Here is a 17,396-nt window from a genome sequence, read left to right on the forward strand (position 1 = left end):
ACGGTCAGGCCTCCGTTCCGGTGCTCTCAGCCGGAGCGGCGGCGGGAGCCTCGGCCTTGGGGGCCTCGGCACCGGCAGCCTGCTGCGGCTTGCGACCGCGCCGCTCGCCACCGCGGCCACCACGGGCCGGGCGGTCGGCGCCACCGCGGGCCGGGCGGTTGCCCGCACGGGCGGCAGCGTTCTCGGCGCGGACCTCGGCGATGTTCTTGACGTCGCCCTTGTAGATCCAGACCTTCACGCCGATGCGGCCGAAGGTCGTCTTGGCCTCGAAGAAGCCGTAGTCCACGTTCGCGCGGAGCGTGTGCAGGGGCACGCGGCCCTCGCGGTAGAACTCCGAGCGGGACATCTCGGCGCCGCCGAGGCGGCCGCCGCACTGGATCTTGATGCCCTTGGCGCCGGCCTTCATCGCGGACTGCATGCTCTTGCGCATGGCCCGGCGGAAGGAGACGCGGGAGGAGAGCTGCTCGGCGACGGCCTGGGCGACCAGCTGGGCGTCGGTCTCGGGGTTCTTGACCTCGAGGATGTTCAGCTGGACCTGCTTGCCCGTGAGCTTCTCGAGGTCACCGCGGATGCGGTCGGCCTCGGCGCCGCGGCGGCCGATGACGATGCCCGGACGGGCGGTGTGGATGTCCACCCGCACACGGTCACGGGTGCGCTCGATCTCCACCTTGGAGATGCCGGCGCGCTCCATACCGGACGTCATCATCCGGCGGATGGCGACGTCTTCCTTGACGTAGTCCTTGTAGAGCTTGTCGGCGTACCAACGCGACTTGAAGTCGGTCGTGATGCCGAGTCGGAACCCGTGCGGGTTTACCTTCTGGCCCATTACCGGGTTCCTTCCTTGCTGCTGACGACCACGGTGATGTGGCTGGTCCGCTTGCGGATCCGGTAGGCACGGCCCTGGGCGCGCGGACGGAACCGCTTCAGGGTCGGGCCCTCGTCGACGTAGGCCTCCGAGATGAAGAGGCTGTCGACATCGGTGTGGTCGTAGTTGTGCGCGGCGTTGGCGATGGCGCTGTCCAGCACCTTGCCGACCGGCACGCTCGCGGCCTGCGGGGCGAAACGCAGGACCGCCTGAGCCTCCGTGGCGTCCATGCCACGGATAAGGTCCACCACGCGGCGGGCCTTCATGGGCGTGACGCGGATGTACCGCGCCTGGGCCCTGGCTTCCATGGTTGTCCTTCCAGTGTCTGTCATGGTCATTCCACCCCGCTACTAGCGGCGCTTCGACTTCCGGTCGTCCTTGACGTGACCCCGGAAGGTGCGCGTCGGCGAGAACTCGCCGAGCTTGTGGCCGACCATCGACTCGGTGACGAACACCGGAATGTGGGTCTTGCCGTTGTGCACCGCGATCGTGTGGCCGAGCATGGCCGGGACGATCATCGAGCGACGGGACCAGGTCTTGATGACGTTCTTGGTACCGGCTTCGTTCTGGGCGTCCACCTTCTTGATCAGGTGGTCGTCGACGAAGGGTCCCTTCTTCAAGCTACGAGGCATCTCAACCCGTCCTTAGCGCTTCTTGTTCGTCTTGCGGCGGCGGACGATGTACTTGTTCGACGCCTTCTTGGGCGAACGAGTACGGCCTTCCTTCTTGCCCCACGGGGACACGGGGTGGCGGCCACCGGAGGTACGGCCCTCACCACCACCGTGCGGGTGGTCGACCGGGTTCATGACGACACCACGCACGGTCGGGCGAACGCCCAGCCAGCGCTTGCGGCCCGCCTTGCCCCAGTTGATGTTCGACTGCTCGGCGTTGCCGACCTCACCGACGGTGGCGCGGCAGCGCGCGTCCACCATGCGGATCTCGCCGGACGGCATGCGGAGCGTCGCCATGGCGCCCTCACGCGCCAGCAGCTGCACGGAGGCACCTGCGGAGCGGGCGAGCTTGGCACCGCCGCCGGGACGGAGCTCGATCGCGTGGATCGTGGTACCGACCGGGATGTTGCGCAGGGCCAGGTTGTTGCCCGGCTTGATGTCGGCCCCGGGACCGTTCTCGACGCGGTCGCCCTGCTGCAGGTGGCGCGGGGCGAGGATGTAGCGCTTCTCGCCGTCGGCGTAGTGCAGCAGCGCGATGCGCGCGGTGCGGTTGGGGTCGTACTCGATGTGCGCGACCTTCGCCGGCACGCCGTCCTTGTCGTGACGACGGAAGTCGATCACTCGGTAGGCGCGCTTGTGTCCGCCACCCTGGTGGCGAACGGTCACACGACCGGCGTTGTTACGGCCGCCCTTGCTGTGCAGCGGGCGGACCAGCGACTTCTCCGGCGTGGACCGCGTGACCTCGACGAAGTCGGCGACGCTGGCGCCACGACGGCCCGGCGTAGTCGGCTTGTACTTGCGGATTCCCATTTCTCAGTCCTCGTCCGATATCGGACGATCCGACCCGCTTACGCGGTCGGACCGCCGAAGATGTCGATACGGTCGCCCTCGGCGAGGGTCACGATCGCCCGCTTGCTGCCGGCACGCTGACCGAAGCCGGTCTTCGTGCGCTTGCGCTTGCCCTGACGGTTGATCGTGTTGACCCCGGTGACCTTGACGTCGAAGACCGCCTGGACGGCCTGCTTGATCTGGGTCTTGTTGGCGTTCGGGTCGACGATGAACGTGTACTTGTTCTCGTCGAGAAGCGCGTAGCTCTTCTCGGAGACGACCGGCTTCAGCAGGACGTCACGGGGGTCCGTGTACGACTTGCTCAGCGGCGTCTCGACGGTGTTCTTGCCCTCGGTGGCGTGGCGGCGCGCCTTGGCGACGCGCGCGGCCTTGGCGGCCTTGGCGGCCTTCGAGGCGATAGCGGGGTGACGGATGGCCATCAGACCTCGCTCCCTTCGGTGTCGGCGGCCTTGGGGCCAGACACGAAGGACTCGAACGCGGCCTGGGTGAAGACCACGTCGTCCGAGACGAGAACGTCGTACGTGTTCAGCTGGCCCGGCTCCAGGATGTGGACCTGGGGCAGGTTGCGGGCGGAGAGCCATGCGGCCTCGTCGGAGCGCTCGACGACCAGGAGCAGGTTCTTGCGCTCGCTGATCTTGCCGAACAGGCTCTTCGCGGCCTTGGTGGAGATCTCGCCCTCGACCACGCCGGAGACGACGTGGATGCGGTTGTGACGCGCCCGGTCGGTGAGGGCACCGCGCAGGGCGGCGGCCTTCATCTTCTTCGGGGTCCGCTGCGAGTAGTCACGCGGCACGGGACCGTGCACGACGCCACCGCCGGCGAACTGCGGCGCGCGGGTCGAACCCTGACGGGCGCGGCCGGTGCCCTTCTGGCGGTACGGCTTCTTGCCGCCACCACGGACCTCGCCACGGGTCTTCGTCTTGTGCGTGCCCTGACGGGCAGCGGCCAGCTGTGCGACGACGACCTGGTGGATCAGCGGAACGCTGACCTTGGCGTCGAAGATCTCCGCGGGGAGCTCGACGGAACCGGCCTTGTCGCCCGCCGGCGAAAGGATGTCAACAGTGCTCATCGGTTACCTCAGGCCCCCTTGGCCGCGGTGCGGACCAGGACGAGGCCGCCGTTCGGACCGGGAACCGCGCCCTTGATGAGCAGCAGACCCTTCTCCGCGTCAACGGCGTGGACGGTCAGGTTCTGGGTGGTGACCCGCTCGTTGCCCATGCGACCCGCCATGCGGAGGCCCTTGAACACGCGGCCCGGGGTGGCGCAGCCACCGATGGAACCGGGCGAGCGGTGCTTGCGCTGGGTGCCGTGTCCGGCGCCGAGGCCCTTGAAGTTGTGACGCTTCATGACACCGGCGAAGCCCTTGCCCTTGCTCTTGCCGGTCACGTCGACCTTGATGCCGGCCTCGAACACCTCGGCGGTGATCTCCTGGCCGAGGGTGTACTCGCTGGCGTCAGCGGTACGGATCTCGACGAGGTGGCGGCGGGGAGTGACGTCGGCCTTGGCGAAGTGGCCCTTGAGGGGCTTGTTCACCTTGCGCGGGTCGATCTCACCGAACGCGATCTGAACGGACTCGTAGCCGTCGACGTCGTTCGTGCGGACCTGGGTGACGACGTTGGGGCCGGCCTTGACGACGGTGACCGGAACAACACGGTTGTTCTCGTCCCACACCTGCGTCATGCCGAGCTTCTCGCCCAGGATGCCCTTGATCTGCTTAGCCATTCTCAGATCACCAGCCCTCAGAGCTTGATCTCGATGTCGACACCGGCCGGGAGGTCGAGTCGCATCAGAGAGTCAACGGTCTTGGGGGTCGGGTCGAGGATGTCGATCAGGCGCTTGTGCGTGCGCATCTCGAAGTGCTCGCGCGAGTCCTTGTACTTGTGCGGCGACTTGATGACGCAGTACACGTTCTTCTCAGTGGGCAGCGGCACCGGGCCCGCGACCGACGCACCAGTGCGGGTCACCGTCTCGACGATCTTCTTCGCCGAGGAGTCGATGACCTCGTGGTCGTAGGCCTTGAGCCGGATGCGGATCTTCTGTCCCGCCATGGCTACTCAGTAGTCCTGTCTCTCTACAGCTCTGGAACCCGGTGTCCGGTCCTCTGTTTTTCCGCCTTCCGACCCACGCGGTCGGGCGTGTCGCACTCTCGCTGACACGGATGCCCCTTGTCCGGACATCCCTGCGGGGAATGCGCACGGCCCTTCCGGAACCGCAAGCCGGGGGCGGAAGGCCCACCGGGTGCCTGGCCGGTGCCGCGCCCACGCTTCCCGGAAGATTCCCGTACGTCCGCCCCAGCGCTGCCGTCAGGCAGTTAGGGCGACGAGTACTGTGGGACTCGCTTCCGGTCCTCCCGGCGGGAGGCGCGCAGCATCAACACTCGGCCGAGCAACTCGGACAGTCTGCCACACGGGGCGGGTGCCTGGCCAATCGAGCCGAAGAGATTACCCCGGGAGTGACGTAGGTCAAACCCGGGCCGCCCGCCGCGGGAGCGCCGGCCCCGCGAGGCGTGCGCCACGAAGCCCGCCCGCGCTCCGCCCGCCGTCGCACGCACGTCCGCCGCCCACCCGCGCGTTCCGCCCCGACAACCCCGGACACGCCGGACAGCCTCCGGACAGTGACCGTACGCACCCGCCGAGTCGCTCCTCGCGGTCCGCGCACACCGCCACGCCGGGTGGCGTGAACCGGAGGACCGCCGACTCCGCCGCTCCCGTCCGCACCTTCACCGCACGGCTCTCCCCCACCCCGCGCGGCGCCCGTCTCGCCCGGCTGCTCGCGACCGAGCGGCTCCGCTCGTGGGAGGTGCCGCTGGACCCGGCACGCCAGATCGTCGCGGAGCTGGCCGCCAACGCGGCCCCGCACGGACGCGTACGGGGCCGCGGCTTCCGGCTCACGCCCCGGGCCGTCGCCGGCACGCTCCGCGTCGAGGTCGCCGACACGCGCGGCGAACGGCTCCCCCGGCCGCAACGGCCCGCCCCCGACGCCGGGTCCGGCCGGGGCCTGCTGCTCGTCGAAGCGCAGGCGGACCGCTGGGGGTGTCCGGGGGCCGCTTCCCCCGCAAGACCGTGTGGGCGGAAGTGCGCCTCACACCGCCGGACCCCGTCCCCCGCGCTCCGGTGCCGACGGCGCCCGCCCCCGGGGAGCGCAACCTGCTTAAGCGCGCCTTAAGTACGGGTTAACCGGTCTCCACACCGTCTTAGGGCGTGGCGTCGGCGCAGCTCAGGGGCGGTCGAGGGACCAATCGGGCAGTTGGCCGAGGGGTGGGCCGTCCGTAGCATCCATCACGGCCGCACACGGCCGGTCAACTTCCCACAGCAACCCCCATCGCCCCCTCCCCGTTCCCCCCACTCACTCTGTCCCCCCCATCACTGCACCCCCCACAGACAAGGTGTGTTCACCATGGCTGCTCATCGCGCGCGCCGCTGGTCACTCGGCGGGCTCGTGCTGCTCGTCTGCGCCTCCGTCGTGACGGCGCTCGTCCTCACCGCCACCGGGTCGAACGCCAACCGCGCCAACGCGGCCACGGCCGCCGTGACCTGGTCCGACGACTTCAACGGCGCCGCCGGCAGCGCCCCGGACCCGGGCAAGTGGACCCTGGAGACCGGCGGCAGCGGCAACGGCAACAGCGAGCTGCAGTACTACACGAACAGCAGGGACAACGCCGCCCTCGACGGCAACGGCAACCTGGTCATCACCGCCCGCAAGAACACCGACTCCGGGCTCCAGTGCTGGTACGGCTCCTGCCAGTACACCTCCGCCCGCCTCAACACGGCCCGGACCTTCACGCAGGCGTACGGCCACTTCGAGGCCCGCATCAAGATCCCCCGCGGTCAGGGCATGTGGCCGGCGTTCTGGATGCTCGGCAACGACCTGGGCACCGCCGGATGGCCCAACAGCGGCGAGATCGACGTCATGGAGAACATCGGCAAGGAGCCCGGTACCGTCCACGGCACCATCCACGGTCCCGGTTACTCCGGCAGCGGCGGCATCGGCGCCCCGTACACCCTGCCGAACGGCAAGGCCTTCGCGGACGACTTCCACGTCTTCGCGGTCGACTGGAGCCCCAACTCCATCAAGTGGTCCGTGGACGGCCAGACGTACCAGACCCGCACCCCCGCCGACGTCGGCGGCAACAAGTGGGTCTACGACCACCCGTTCTTCGTCATCCTGAACCTCGCCGTCGGCGGCAGCTGGCCCGGCAACCCCGACGCCAGCACCCAGTTCCCGCAGACGATGACCGTCGACTACGTGCGCGTCTCCGCCTCCGACAGCTCCGGCGGCGGCACCGGCGGCACCACCGCGTCCGGCGCCATCAAGGGCATCGGCGGCATGTGCGTCGACGTCGCCGGCGCCTCGACCGCCGACGAGACGCCGATCCAGCTCCACAACTGCACCGGCGTCGACGCCCAGAAGTGGACCGTCGGCAGCGACGGCACCGTCCGGGCGCTGGGCAAGTGCCTCGACGTCCGCGCCGGCTCGACCGCGGACGGGGCCCGCGTGCAGCTCTACACCTGCAACGGCACCAAGGCCCAGCAGTGGACCTACACCGGCGCGCACGACCTCACCAACACCGGCTCCGACAAGTGCCTCGACGCCACGGGCAACTCCGCGGCCGACGGCACCCCGTTGCAGATCTGGACCTGCACCGGTGCCGCCAACCAGAAGTGGACCGTCGGCTGAGCCGTCCCCGCACCGTCCCGCACACCGCCACAAGCCCCCGGTTCGCGCCAGCAGGCCCGAACCGGGGGCTTCGGCGTACCGGCCCGGGCCACCGGCCGGGAGCGGGCGCCCGGGGCGGGCCGGCGGCCCCGGGCGGCACGCCCCCACGGCCGTCGGCTCCTGCCGCGGGACCCACGCCCCGGGACGCACCGCGCTCCGCGTGTCCGGCCCGGGGCCACCCGCACCGGGCGCACGCGGCAGCCGGGCGCGAAGCCGCCCCACCCGGCCGGGCGGAGCCCCCGGGAGCCGTCCGGCGGCGGCCGCGCAGCCGTGCCGCCCATGCGAAGAGGCCCGCACGACCGGAGTCGTACGGGCCTCTCCCGGGTCAGGCGACCCGAAGCAAGCGGAACTTACTTCGTGATCTTGGTGACCTGGCCGGCGCCCACGGTGCGGCCACCCTCACGGATGGCGAACTTCAGGCCCTCCTCCATGGCGACGGGCTGGATGAGCTCCACCTTCATCTCGGTGTTGTCACCCGGCATGACCATCTCGGTGCCCTCGGGGAGGGTCACGACGCCGGTCACGTCCGTCGTACGGAAGTAGAACTGCGGGCGGTAGTTGTTGAAGAACGGCGTGTGGCGGCCACCCTCGTCCTTGGACAGGATGTAGGCCTGCGCCTCGAACTCGGTGTGCGGGGTGACCGAGCCCGGCTTGATGATGACCTGGCCGCGCTCGACGTCCTCGCGCTTGATGCCGCGGAGCAGCAGACCGACGTTCTCACCGGCCTGGCCCTCGTCGAGCAGCTTGCGGAACATCTCGATGCCGGTGACCGTGGTGGAGGTCTTCTCCGGCTTGATGCCGATGATGTCGACGGTCTCGTTGACCTTGAGGACACCACGCTCGATACGGCCGGTGACGACCGTACCGCGACCGGTGATGGTGAAGACGTCCTCGATCGGCATGAGGAACGGCTTGTCGACGTCGCGCTCCGGCTGCGGGATCGACTCGTCGACGGCCTTCATCAGGTTCAGGACGGAGTCCACCCACTCCTTCTCGCCCTCGAGGGCCTTGAGGGCGGAGACCTTGACGACCGGAACGTCGTCGCCGGGGAACTCGTACTCGGAGAGGAGCTCACGGACCTCGAGCTCGACGAGCTCCAGGATCTCCTCGTCGTCCACCATGTCGGCCTTGTTCAGGGCGACGACGATGTACGGAACGCCGACCTGGCGGGCCAGGAGCACGTGCTCCTTGGTCTGCGGCATCGGGCCGTCGGTGGCGGCGACCACCAGGATCGCGCCGTCCATCTGCGCGGCACCGGTGATCATGTTCTTGATGTAGTCCGCGTGACCCGGGCAGTCGACGTGGGCGTAGTGCCGGCCCTCGGTCTGGTACTCGACGTGCGCGATGGAGATGGTGATGCCGCGCTGACGCTCCTCGGGCGCCTTGTCGATGTTGTCGAACGGGGTGGCCTCGTTCAGGTCCGGGTACGCGTCGTGCAGCACCTTGGTAATGGCGGCCGTGAGGGTCGTCTTACCGTGGTCGATGTGACCGATGGTGCCGATGTTGACGTGCGGCTTAGTCCGCTCGAACTTCGCCTTCGCCACTGGGGTCCTCCTGTGGAGTGGTTCTGTACGCCTTACTTCATCGGCGCCAGGTGATCTTTGCTGTTAAGTCCCGGAACCCGGGGCGAACACCCGTGTTTGCGGCTGTTTGCCCCGTGAGGCTCCGGAGTCAAGCCTAAGGCGTGGGAACGCGGTGCGTTACTCGCCCTTGGCCTTCGCGATGATCTCCTCGGCGACGTTCCGCGGAACCTCGGCGTAGGAGTCGAACTGCATCGAGTAGCTTGCGCGACCCGACGTCTTGCTGCGGAGGTCGCCGACGTAGCCGAACATCTCCGACAGGGGCACGAGGCCCTTCACGACGCGGGCACCAGCCCGCTCCTCCATGGCCTGGATCTGGCCACGGCGGGAGTTGATGTCGCCGATGACCTCACCCATGTAGTCCTCGGGCGTGGTGACCTCGACGGCCATCATCGGCTCCAGGAGCACGGGCGAAGCCTTGCGCGCGGCCTCCTTGAAGGCCTGCGAACCGGCGATCTTGAAGGCGAGCTCGGAGGAGTCGACCTCGTGGTAGGCGCCGTCGTGGAGGATGACGCGCACGCCGGTCATCTCGTAACCGGCGAGGATGCCGAACTGCATGGCCTCCTGCGCACCGGCGTCCACCGAAGGGATGTACTCCTTCGGGATGCGGCCACCGGTCACCTTGTTCACGAACTCGTACGAGGTGTCGCCGCCCTCGAGGGGCTCGATGCCGATCTGCACCTTCGCGAACTGACCGGTACCACCGGTCTGCTTCTTGTGGGTGTAGTCGACGCGCTCGACGGCCTTGCGGATCGTCTCGCGGTACGCCACCTGCGGCTTGCCGACGTTGGCCTCGACCTTGAACTCACGGCGCATGCGGTCGACCAGCACCTCGAGGTGCAGCTCGCCCATGCCGCCGATGATGGTCTGGCCGGTCTCCTCGTCCGAGTGGACCTGGAAGGACGGATCCTCCTCGGCCAGGCGCTGGATCGCGACGCCCAGCTTCTCCTGGTCGCCCTTCGACTTGGGCTCGATGGCGACCTGGATGACCGGCGCCGGGAAGTCCATGGACTCCAGGATCACCGGCTGCTTGTCGTCGCACAGCGTCTCGCCGGTCGTGGTCTGCTTCAGGCCCATGACCGCGACGATGTCGCCGGCACCCACCGACTCGATCTCCTCACGCTTGTTGGCGTGCATGCGGTAGATCTTGCCGATGCGCTCCTTCTTGCCCTTGACGGAGTTCAGCACCTGCGTGCCGGACTCCAGGCGGCCCGAGTAGACCCGGACGAAGGTGAGCTTGCCGAGGTGCGGGTCGCTCATGATCTTGAACGCCAGCGCGGACAGCGGCTCGTCGTCGGACGGCTTGCGCTTGACGACCGTCTCCGGGTCCTTGACGTCGTGGCCCTCGATGGCCTCGATGTCGACCGGGGACGGCAGGTAGCGCACGACCGCGTCGAGCAGGGGCTGGACGCCCTTGTTCTTGAACGCGGTGCCGCAGAACACCGGGGTCACCGTGGTGCCGGTGCCCTTGCCGGACGCGATGGTGATACGACGGATCGCGGCGTACAGCTGCTCCTCGGAGGGCTCCTCGCCCTCCAGGTACAGCTCCATGATCTCTTCGTCGTTCTCCGCGACGGCCTCGAGCAGCTTGCCGCGCCACTCCTCGGCCGCCTCGGTGTGCGTGGCCGGGATGTCGACGACGTCGTACATCTCGCCCTTGGTGGCCTCGGCGGACCACACGAGCGCCTTCATGCGGACCAGGTCCACGACGCCCTTGAAGTCGGCCTCGGCACCGATCGGCAGCTGCATGACGATCGGCTGCGCGCCCAGGCGGTCGCTGATCATGTCGACGCAGCGGTGGAACTCGGCACCGGTTCGGTCGAGCTTGTTGACGAAGCAGATGCGCGGAACGCCGTAGCGGTCCGCCTGACGCCACACCGTCTCGGACTGCGGCTCAACGCCGGCGACGCCGTCGAACACCGTCACGGCACCGTCGAGGACGCGCAGGGAGCGCTCCACCTCGACGGTGAAGTCGACGTGACCCGGGGTGTCGATGATGTTGATGGTGTGGTCGACGTCCTCCAGCGGCCAGTGGCAGGTGGTGGCAGCAGAGGTGATCGTGATGCCACGCTCCTGCTCCTGCTCCATCCAGTCCATGGTGGCAGCGCCGTCGTGGACCTCACCGATCTTGTAGGACACACCGGTGTAGAACAGGATCCGCTCGGTGGTGGTCGTCTTGCCCGCGTCGATGTGGGCCATGATGCCGATGTTGCGCACCTTGGCCAGGTCAAGTGAAGTGGTAGCCATAAGGCTTCGGTCTTCTCTCGGTCTCGATGTGGGTAGCGACTACCAGCGGTAGTGCGCGAAGGCCTTGTTGGACTCGGCCATCTTGTGGGTGTCCTCGCGCTTCTTCACGGCCGCACCGAGGCCGTTGGAGGCGTCGAGGAGCTCGTTGAGGAGACGCTCGGTCATGGTCTTCTCGCGACGGGCGCGGGAGTAACCGACCAGCCAGCGCAGCGCCAGGGTGTTGGCGCGGCCGGGCTTGACCTCGACCGGCACCTGGTAGGTGGCGCCACCGACACGGCGGGACTTGACCTCGAGGGTCGGCTTGATGTTCTCGAGAGCGCGCTTGAGCGTGATGACCGGGTCGTTGCCGGTCTTGTCGCGCAGGCCCTCCATGGCGCCGTAGACGATGCGCTCGGCGGTGGAGCGCTTGCCGTTCAGCAGCACCTTGTTGATCAGGGAGGTCACCAGAGGAGAGCCGTAGACCGGGTCGATGATGACCGGACGCTTCGGGGCGGGGCCCTTACGAGGCATTCTTACTTCTCCTTCTTGGCGCCGTAACGGCTGCGAGCCTGCTTGCGGTTCTTGACACCCTGGGTGTCGAGCGAGCCGCGGATGATCTTGTAGCGAACACCCGGCAGGTCCTTCACACGGCCGCCGCGCACGAGCACGATGGAGTGCTCCTGCAGGTTGTGTCCCTCACCCGGAATGTAAGCAGTGACCTCGATGCCGCTGGTCAGACGCACACGCGCGACCTTGCGGAGGGCCGAGTTCGGCTTCTTCGGGGTGGTCGTGAACACACGCGTGCAGACGCCGCGACGCTGGGGCGAACCCTCGAGTGCGGGCGTCTTGTTCTTCTCGACCTTGTCCTGCCGGCCCTTGCGGACCAGCTGCTGGATCGTAGGCACTACTTCTCCGGTTTCTGTGTGCCGATGAGTACAGCTAACCTGGAACATCTCCGACCCACGCGGTCGGGTGTGTCGAATCCGCCAGACTCCCGCCGCAAGGCGAAATGGGCGCGAATTACGGTGGCCGGTCACGACTCGCCGTACGGTTTCAAGGCACGCACGAGAGCCAGGGCACACCCCAGGCACAAGGTCTGAGCGTACCTACCTCATTGGCTGCGGTCAAAACAAATGGGGGTGGGACCGACACGCCGTGCCCTACCGGGTTGCGCGGTTCACCCGCCCGCTTGCCCCGGGTAGTCGCGGATCAACTCGATGTCATCCTGATCCTTCTGCCCGCCGAGCCGCTCCTTCCAGGTCAAGACCCCGCTCAGCGGCGAGAAAGGAATGCCCTGCGCGCATTCGGCGGCCTCGATCATGCGATCGGGCCCGGGTGAATCGGGAAGCCAGCGATCGAAGATTTCCAGGTCCCCTGCGAACAGCGTCACCATGCTCCCGTGCCCCGAAGGCGGTACCTGGGGGTCTCCGAGCTCAAGCACGGTCTTCCGGGCAGCGCCTCGGGCGACGATGTCGAGGTCGTCGACGACGTCGCGCAGGCCGTGCGCCAGAAGTGGGCCGCTGCCCGCCACCACATAGTCGGCCACGGGCGGTTCCAAGGAGCGCAACTCGCGGACGAAAGGGTGCCTGGTCAGCTCCAAGACATCCCCCGGCGTCGCTGGAGGGCCGGCAGCCCGACCGCCGAGCGCGCCACCACGCTCATCGCCAGTGCTGCGATGACACTGGGCAGCGTACCGGTCAGGAAGTGTTCGAACGCGTACTTGCCCTGCTCGGCGCTGGGGACCCTGGCGAGTGGCTTGGCTGCGAGGACCAGGGCGGCCGCTTCGGGCTGGCCTGTTGCGGGGAACGCGAACAGCGGACCCCGCTCAAGGCGCCCGATGTCCCTCCCACCGCTGATGAACTCCATCGCGGCCCGCCCGCTGGGGGCCTTCCTCCAGTGCCTCTACCACCGCCGCACTGGCTGTGTGACGGCCCTCGTCAGGGTGCCGCCACCGAACACCGAGATGAGCAGGGCGGAGAGGGACACGGCCGTACGATCGCTGTCCAGCAGCGCGAGGAGCAGCGCTGCCGTCTCCTCGCCGGCTGTTCACACGGACAGGAGCATCGCAGCGCCCACGGCCACCGCGGCGGCTCCCTCGGGTGCGGCTCACATTCCCGGCCGCCGGAACTGCATGTCCCAGAAACCGTGGCGCCACGGCTCGGCCTCCGCCGGGTGCTGCCAGAGAATCACCCCGAGGGCAACCAGAACAGTCGCGCCCAGGGCGATCCACGGCCGCACGTGGTCCATGGGGGGAAGACGGCATAGGCGCCGTAGCCAAGCACCACAAGGGCGGCCGGTCCGGGCCGCGAGCGTTGCCAGTCCAGGCCCAGTGGGACCACGAGGCATGCCGCCAAGCCGCACAAGACACGAGCCGTCTCCACCGATCGCTCCCCGATTCCCCTGCGGACCAGTCGGTTGACCGTGTGGACCGTACGGTCCGAACACGCCGAAGGGCGGCCACTTCCTGCCGGAAGTGGCCGCCCTTCATGCTGCTCGCTTACTGGTTGTACGGACCGTAGTCGTAGTCCTCCAGCGGAACGGCCTGGCCGGAGCCGGTGCCGAACGGCGAGTAGTCGATGTCGTCGTAGCCGACGGCCGAGTACATCGCGGCCTTGGCCTCCTCGGTCGGCTCGACCCGGATGTTGCGGTAACGGGACAGGCCCGTACCGGCCGGGATGAGCTTACCGATGATGACGTTCTCCTTGAGGCCGATCAGGGAGTCGGACTTGGCGTTGATCGCCGCGTCCGTCAGGACCCTGGTCGTCTCCTGGAAGGAGGCCGCGGACAGCCACGACTCCGTCGCCAGCGACGCCTTGGTGATACCCATCAGCTGCGGACGGCCGGAGGCGGGGTGGCCGCCCTCCTGGACCACGCGACGGTTCTCGGTCTCGAACTTCGAGCGCTCGACCAGCTCGCCGGGCAGCAGCTCGGCGTCGCCGGACTCGATGATCGTCACGCGGCGGAGCATCTGCCGGATGATGATCTCGATGTGCTTGTCGTGGATCGACACGCCCTGCGAGTTGTAGACCTTCTGGACCTCGCCGACCAGGTGGACCTGGACGGCGCGCTGACCGAGGATGCGCAGCACGTCGTGCGGGTTGGTGGCACCCACGGTGAGCTGCTGGCCCACCTCGACGTGGTCGCCCTCGCGGACCAGGACCTTGGCGCGCTTCGAGATCGGGTACGCCGTCTCGTCGCTGCCGTCGTCCGGAGTGACGACGATCTTCTTCGTCTTCTCCGTCTCCTCGATCCGGACCCGGCCGGAGGCCTCCGAGATCGGGGCCACACCCTTCGGGGTACGGGCCTCGAAGAGCTCGACGACACGCGGCAGACCCTGGGTGATGTCGTCACCGGCCACACCACCGGTGTGGAAGGTGCGCATCGTCAGCTGGGTGCCGGGCTCACCGATGGACTGGGCGGCGATGATGCCGACCGCCTCACCGATGTCGACCAGCTTGCCGGTGGCCAGCGAACGGCCGTAGCACATCGCGCAGGTGCCGACGGCGGACTCGCAGGTCAGGACCGAGCGGGTCTTGACCTCCTCGACGCCGCGGCCGACGAGCTCCTCGATGAGGACGTCGCCCAGGTCGGTGCCGGCCGGGGCCAGCACCTGGCCGTCGACCACGATGTCCTCGGCGAGGCAGCGCGCGTACACGGACGTCTCGACGTCGTCCGCCTTGCGCAGCACGCCGTCGGCGCCGCGCTCGGCGATCCGCAGCTTGAGGCCGCGGTCGGTGCCGCAGTCCTCCTCGCGGATGATGACGTCCTGGGAGACGTCGACCAGACGACGGGTGAGGTAGCCCGAGTCGGCGGTGCGCAGGGCGGTGTCCGCCAGACCCTTACGGGCACCGTGCGTGGAGATGAAGTACTCCAGCACGGACAGGCCCTCACGGAACGACGCCTTGATCGGACGCGGGATCGTCTCGTTCTTCGCGTTCGACACCAGACCACGCATACCGGCGATCTGACGCATCTGCATCATGTTGCCTCGTGCACCCGAGTTCACCATCATGAAGATCGGGTTGGTCTTCGGGAAGTTGTCGTTCATCGCCTCGGCGACCTCGTTGGTCGCCTTGGTCCAGATCGCGATGAGCTCCTGCGTGCGCTCGTCCTTGGTGATCAGACCGCGCTCGTACTGCTTCTGGACCTTCTCGTCCTGCGCCTCGTAGCCCTTGACGATCTCCTTCTTCGCCTCGGGGACGACGACGTCGGAGATGGCCACGGTGACGCCGGAACGGGTGGCCCAGTAGAAGCCGGCCGCCTTCAGGTTGTCGAGCGTCGCCGCCACGATGACCTTCGGGTAGCGCTCGGCGAGGTCGTTGACGATCTCGGAGAGCTGCTTCTTGCCGACCTCGTAGTCGACGAACGGGTAGTCCTCGGGCAGCAGCTCGTTGAAGAGCGCGCGGCCCAGGGTGGTGTTCAGGCGGAAGCTGTCACCCTGCTGCCACTCCGGCTCGCCCTCCTCGCGGGCCGGCGGGGTCCAGCCGCGCGGCGGGATGGTGCCCACCGGGAAGCGGATGTCCACGCGCGACTGCAGCGACAGCTCGCCGGCGTCGAACGCCATGATCGCCTCGGCCACGGACGCGAACGCGCGGCCCTCGCCCTTGACGTCGCGCATCTCGCCGTCGGTGGTGAGGAAGAACAGACCGAGGACCATGTCCTGGGTCGGCATCGTCACCGGACGGCCGTCGGCGGGCTTGAGGATGTTGTTCGAGGACAGCATCAGGATGCGGGCCTCGGCCTGCGCCTCCGCGGACAGCGGCAGGTGCACGGCCATCTGGTCACCGTCGAAGTCCGCGTTGAACGCGGTGCACACGAGCGGGTGGATCTGGATGGCCTTGCCCTCGACCAGCTGCGGCTCGAAGGCCTGGATGCCGAGGCGGTGCAGGGTGGGAGCACGGTTGAGCAGCACCGGGTGCTCGGCGATGACCTCTTCGAGGACGTCGTACACGACGGTGCGGCCGCGCTCCACCATGCGCTTGGCGCTCTTGATGTTCTGCGCGTGGTTCAGGTCGACCAGGCGCTTCATCACGAACGGCTTGAACAGCTCCAGCGCCATCGCCTTGGGCAGGCCGCACTGGTGCAGCTTCAGCTGCGGGCCGACGACGATGACGGAACGCGCCGAGTAGTCGACGCGCTTGCCGAGCAGGTTCTGGCGGAAGCGGCCCTGCTTGCCCTTGAGCATGTCGGACAGCGACTTCAGCGGACGGTTGCCGGGGCCCGTGACCGGGCGGCCGCGACGGCCGTTGTCGAAGAGCGCGTCCACGGCCTCCTGGAGCATGCGCTTCTCGTTGTTCACGATGATCTCGGGCGCACCGAGGTCGAGGAGGCGCTTGAGGCGGTTGTTGCGGTTGATGACACGGCGGTACAGGTCGTTCAGGTCGGAGGTCGCGAAGCGGCCACCGTCCAGCTGCACCATCGGACGCAGGTCCGGCGGGATGACCGGCACGCAGTCGAGCACCATGCCCTTGGGGCTGTTGGACGTCTGCAGGAACGCGGAGACGACCTTCAGGCGCTTGAGCGCGCGGGTCTTCTTCTGGCCCTTGCCAGTGCGGATGATCTCGCGGAGCCTCTCGGCCTCCTCCTCGAGGTCGAAGGACTCCAGGCGCTTCTGCAGCGCCGCGGCACCCATCGAGCCGTCGAAGTACGTGCCGAAGCGGTCCCGCAGCTCGCGGTAGAGCAGCTCGTCGCCCTCCAGGTCCTGGACCTTGAGGTTCTTGAACCGGTTCCACACCTCGTCGAGGCGGTCGATCTCGCGCTGCGCGCGGTCGCGCAGCTGCTTCATCTCGCGCTCGGCGCCCTCGCGCACCTTGCGGCGCACGTCGGCCTTGGCGCCCTCGGCCTCCAGCTCGGCCAGGTCGGACTCGAGCTTCTTGGCGCGGGCCTCCAGGTCGGCGTCGCGGCGGTTCTCGATCTGCTGGCGCTCCACCGAGACGTGCGCCTCCAGGGAGGGCAGGTCGCGGGTGCGGCGCTCCTCGTCGACGTACGTGATCATGTACGCCGCGAAGTAGATGACCTTCTCGAGGTCCTTGGGCGCCAGATCCAGCAGGTAGCCGAGGCGCGAGGGGACACCCTTGAAGTACCAGATGTGCGTGACGGGCGCGGCCAGTTCGATGTGGCCCATCCGCTCACGGCGCACCTTGGCGCGCGTGACCTCGACGCCACAGCGCTCGCAGATGATGCCCTTGAAGCGGACGCGCTTGTACTTGCCGCAGTAGCACTCCCAGTCCCGGGTCGGACCGAAGATCTTCTCGCAGAAGAGCCCGTCCTTTTCCGGCTTGAGCGTGCGGTAGTTGATCGTCTCGGGCTTCTTGACCTCGCCGTGGCTCCACTGACGGATGTCGTCAGCGGTGGCCAGGCCGATCCGGAGCTCGTCGAAGAAGTTGACGTCGAGCACTATGCGTCAATCCCTCTCAGGGTTGTAAGTCTTTGGTCTGATACGGGGGCCTGGGGGTCGGCGGGGCCCTGTGGGCGAGGGCCCCGCCGGAC

General features: G+C 68.1%; 16 protein-coding genes and 1 pseudogene. 2 read left to right on the plus strand and 15 right to left on the minus strand.

Going from position 1 to position 17,396, the window contains the following annotated elements; all coding sequences use genetic code 11:
- Window positions 1–4: 4 nt before the first annotated feature.
- Genes rpsC through rpsJ form a run of 8 tightly spaced genes read right to left on the minus strand, consistent with a single transcriptional unit; the run spans window position 5 to window position 4,433 of the window.
- Complete coding sequence (gene rpsC / locus QQY24_RS12615) at window positions 5–826, minus strand: 30S ribosomal protein S3 (protein WP_301972796.1); 822 nt, start codon at window positions 824–826, stop codon at window positions 5–7.
- Complete coding sequence (gene rplV / locus QQY24_RS12620; RefSeq protein ID WP_006130776.1) at window positions 826–1,173, minus strand: 50S ribosomal protein L22; 348 nt, start codon at window positions 1,171–1,173, stop codon at window positions 826–828. The genes rpsC and rplV overlap by 1 nt, the downstream gene beginning before the upstream one ends.
- A gap of 42 nt (window positions 1,174–1,215) precedes the next feature.
- Entirely contained in the window at window positions 1,216–1,497 is a 282-nt protein-coding gene (gene rpsS, locus QQY24_RS12625; RefSeq protein WP_010036728.1) for a 30S ribosomal protein S19, read from the minus strand.
- Window positions 1,498–1,509: 12 nt separating this feature from the next.
- Window positions 1,510–2,346 carry a 50S ribosomal protein L2 gene (gene rplB, locus QQY24_RS12630; RefSeq protein WP_301972797.1) on the minus strand — a complete coding sequence of 279 codons (837 nt, stop codon included), beginning with the start codon at window positions 2,344–2,346 and terminating at the stop codon, window positions 1,510–1,512.
- Between the two features lie 38 nt (window positions 2,347–2,384).
- Window positions 2,385–2,804: a 50S ribosomal protein L23 gene (gene rplW / locus QQY24_RS12635; RefSeq protein ID WP_030601206.1), complete on the minus strand. Its 420-nt coding sequence runs from the start codon at window positions 2,802–2,804 to the stop codon at window positions 2,385–2,387.
- Window positions 2,804–3,454, minus strand: coding sequence for a 50S ribosomal protein L4 (gene rplD / locus QQY24_RS12640; protein ID WP_301972798.1), 651 nt, complete (start codon window positions 3,452–3,454; stop codon window positions 2,804–2,806). The genes rplW and rplD overlap by 1 nt, the downstream gene beginning before the upstream one ends.
- Window positions 3,455–3,462: 8 nt before the next feature.
- Window positions 3,463–4,107 carry a 50S ribosomal protein L3 gene (gene rplC / locus QQY24_RS12645; RefSeq protein ID WP_020135811.1) on the minus strand — a complete coding sequence of 215 codons (645 nt, stop codon included), beginning with the start codon at window positions 4,105–4,107 and terminating at the stop codon, window positions 3,463–3,465.
- Window positions 4,108–4,124: 17 nt separating this feature from the next.
- Complete coding sequence (rpsJ, locus tag QQY24_RS12650; RefSeq protein ID WP_003948644.1) at window positions 4,125–4,433, minus strand: 30S ribosomal protein S10; 309 nt, start codon at window positions 4,431–4,433, stop codon at window positions 4,125–4,127.
- A gap of 628 nt (window positions 4,434–5,061) precedes the next feature.
- Here rpsJ and QQY24_RS12655 point away from each other — a divergent pair.
- Together QQY24_RS12655 and QQY24_RS12660 are read left to right on the plus strand one after the other, a co-directional pair.
- Window positions 5,062–5,561, plus strand: a pseudogene (locus tag QQY24_RS12655) (ATP-binding protein).
- A gap of 220 nt (window positions 5,562–5,781) precedes the next feature.
- Complete coding sequence (locus QQY24_RS12660; RefSeq protein WP_301972799.1) at window positions 5,782–7,062, plus strand: lectin; 1,281 nt, start codon at window positions 5,782–5,784, stop codon at window positions 7,060–7,062.
- 389 nt (window positions 7,063–7,451) lie between these two features.
- On the opposite strand, the gene tuf is transcribed toward QQY24_RS12660, so the two are convergent.
- From tuf to QQY24_RS12695, 7 genes are all read right to left on the minus strand, one after another.
- A complete protein-coding gene (gene tuf, locus QQY24_RS12665; RefSeq protein ID WP_301972800.1) occupies window positions 7,452–8,645 on the minus strand; it encodes an elongation factor Tu in 1,194 nt (397 codons plus the stop codon).
- A gap of 156 nt (window positions 8,646–8,801) precedes the next feature.
- Window positions 8,802–10,928: an elongation factor G gene (gene fusA / locus QQY24_RS12670; protein WP_301972801.1), complete on the minus strand. Its 2,127-nt coding sequence runs from the start codon at window positions 10,926–10,928 to the stop codon at window positions 8,802–8,804.
- Between the two features lie 39 nt (window positions 10,929–10,967).
- Entirely contained in the window at window positions 10,968–11,438 is a 471-nt protein-coding gene (gene rpsG, locus QQY24_RS12675) for a 30S ribosomal protein S7 (RefSeq protein ID WP_009330725.1), read from the minus strand.
- A gap of 2 nt (window positions 11,439–11,440) precedes the next feature.
- Window positions 11,441–11,812 (minus strand): 30S ribosomal protein S12, encoded by a 372-nt coding sequence (gene rpsL / locus QQY24_RS12680; protein ID WP_003948652.1) that lies wholly within the window; start codon window positions 11,810–11,812, stop codon window positions 11,441–11,443.
- A 272-nt stretch (window positions 11,813–12,084) separates the two neighbouring features.
- A complete protein-coding gene (locus QQY24_RS12685; protein WP_301972802.1) occupies window positions 12,085–12,453 on the minus strand; it encodes a hypothetical protein in 369 nt (122 codons plus the stop codon).
- A 44-nt stretch (window positions 12,454–12,497) separates the two neighbouring features.
- The gene (locus QQY24_RS12690; RefSeq protein WP_301972803.1) at window positions 12,498–12,773 is read right to left on the minus strand and encodes a hypothetical protein; all 276 of its coding nucleotides are present in this window, start codon (window positions 12,771–12,773) and stop codon (window positions 12,498–12,500) included.
- Window positions 12,774–13,404: 631 nt separating this feature from the next.
- A complete protein-coding gene (locus QQY24_RS12695) occupies window positions 13,405–17,304 on the minus strand; it encodes a DNA-directed RNA polymerase subunit beta' (RefSeq protein WP_301972804.1) in 3,900 nt (1,299 codons plus the stop codon).
- Between the last annotated feature and the right edge of the window lie 92 nt (window positions 17,305–17,396).

It is taken from the genome of Streptomyces sp. TG1A-8, from assembly GCF_030499535.1.
Classification (GTDB): domain Bacteria; phylum Actinomycetota; class Actinomycetes; order Streptomycetales; family Streptomycetaceae; genus Streptomyces.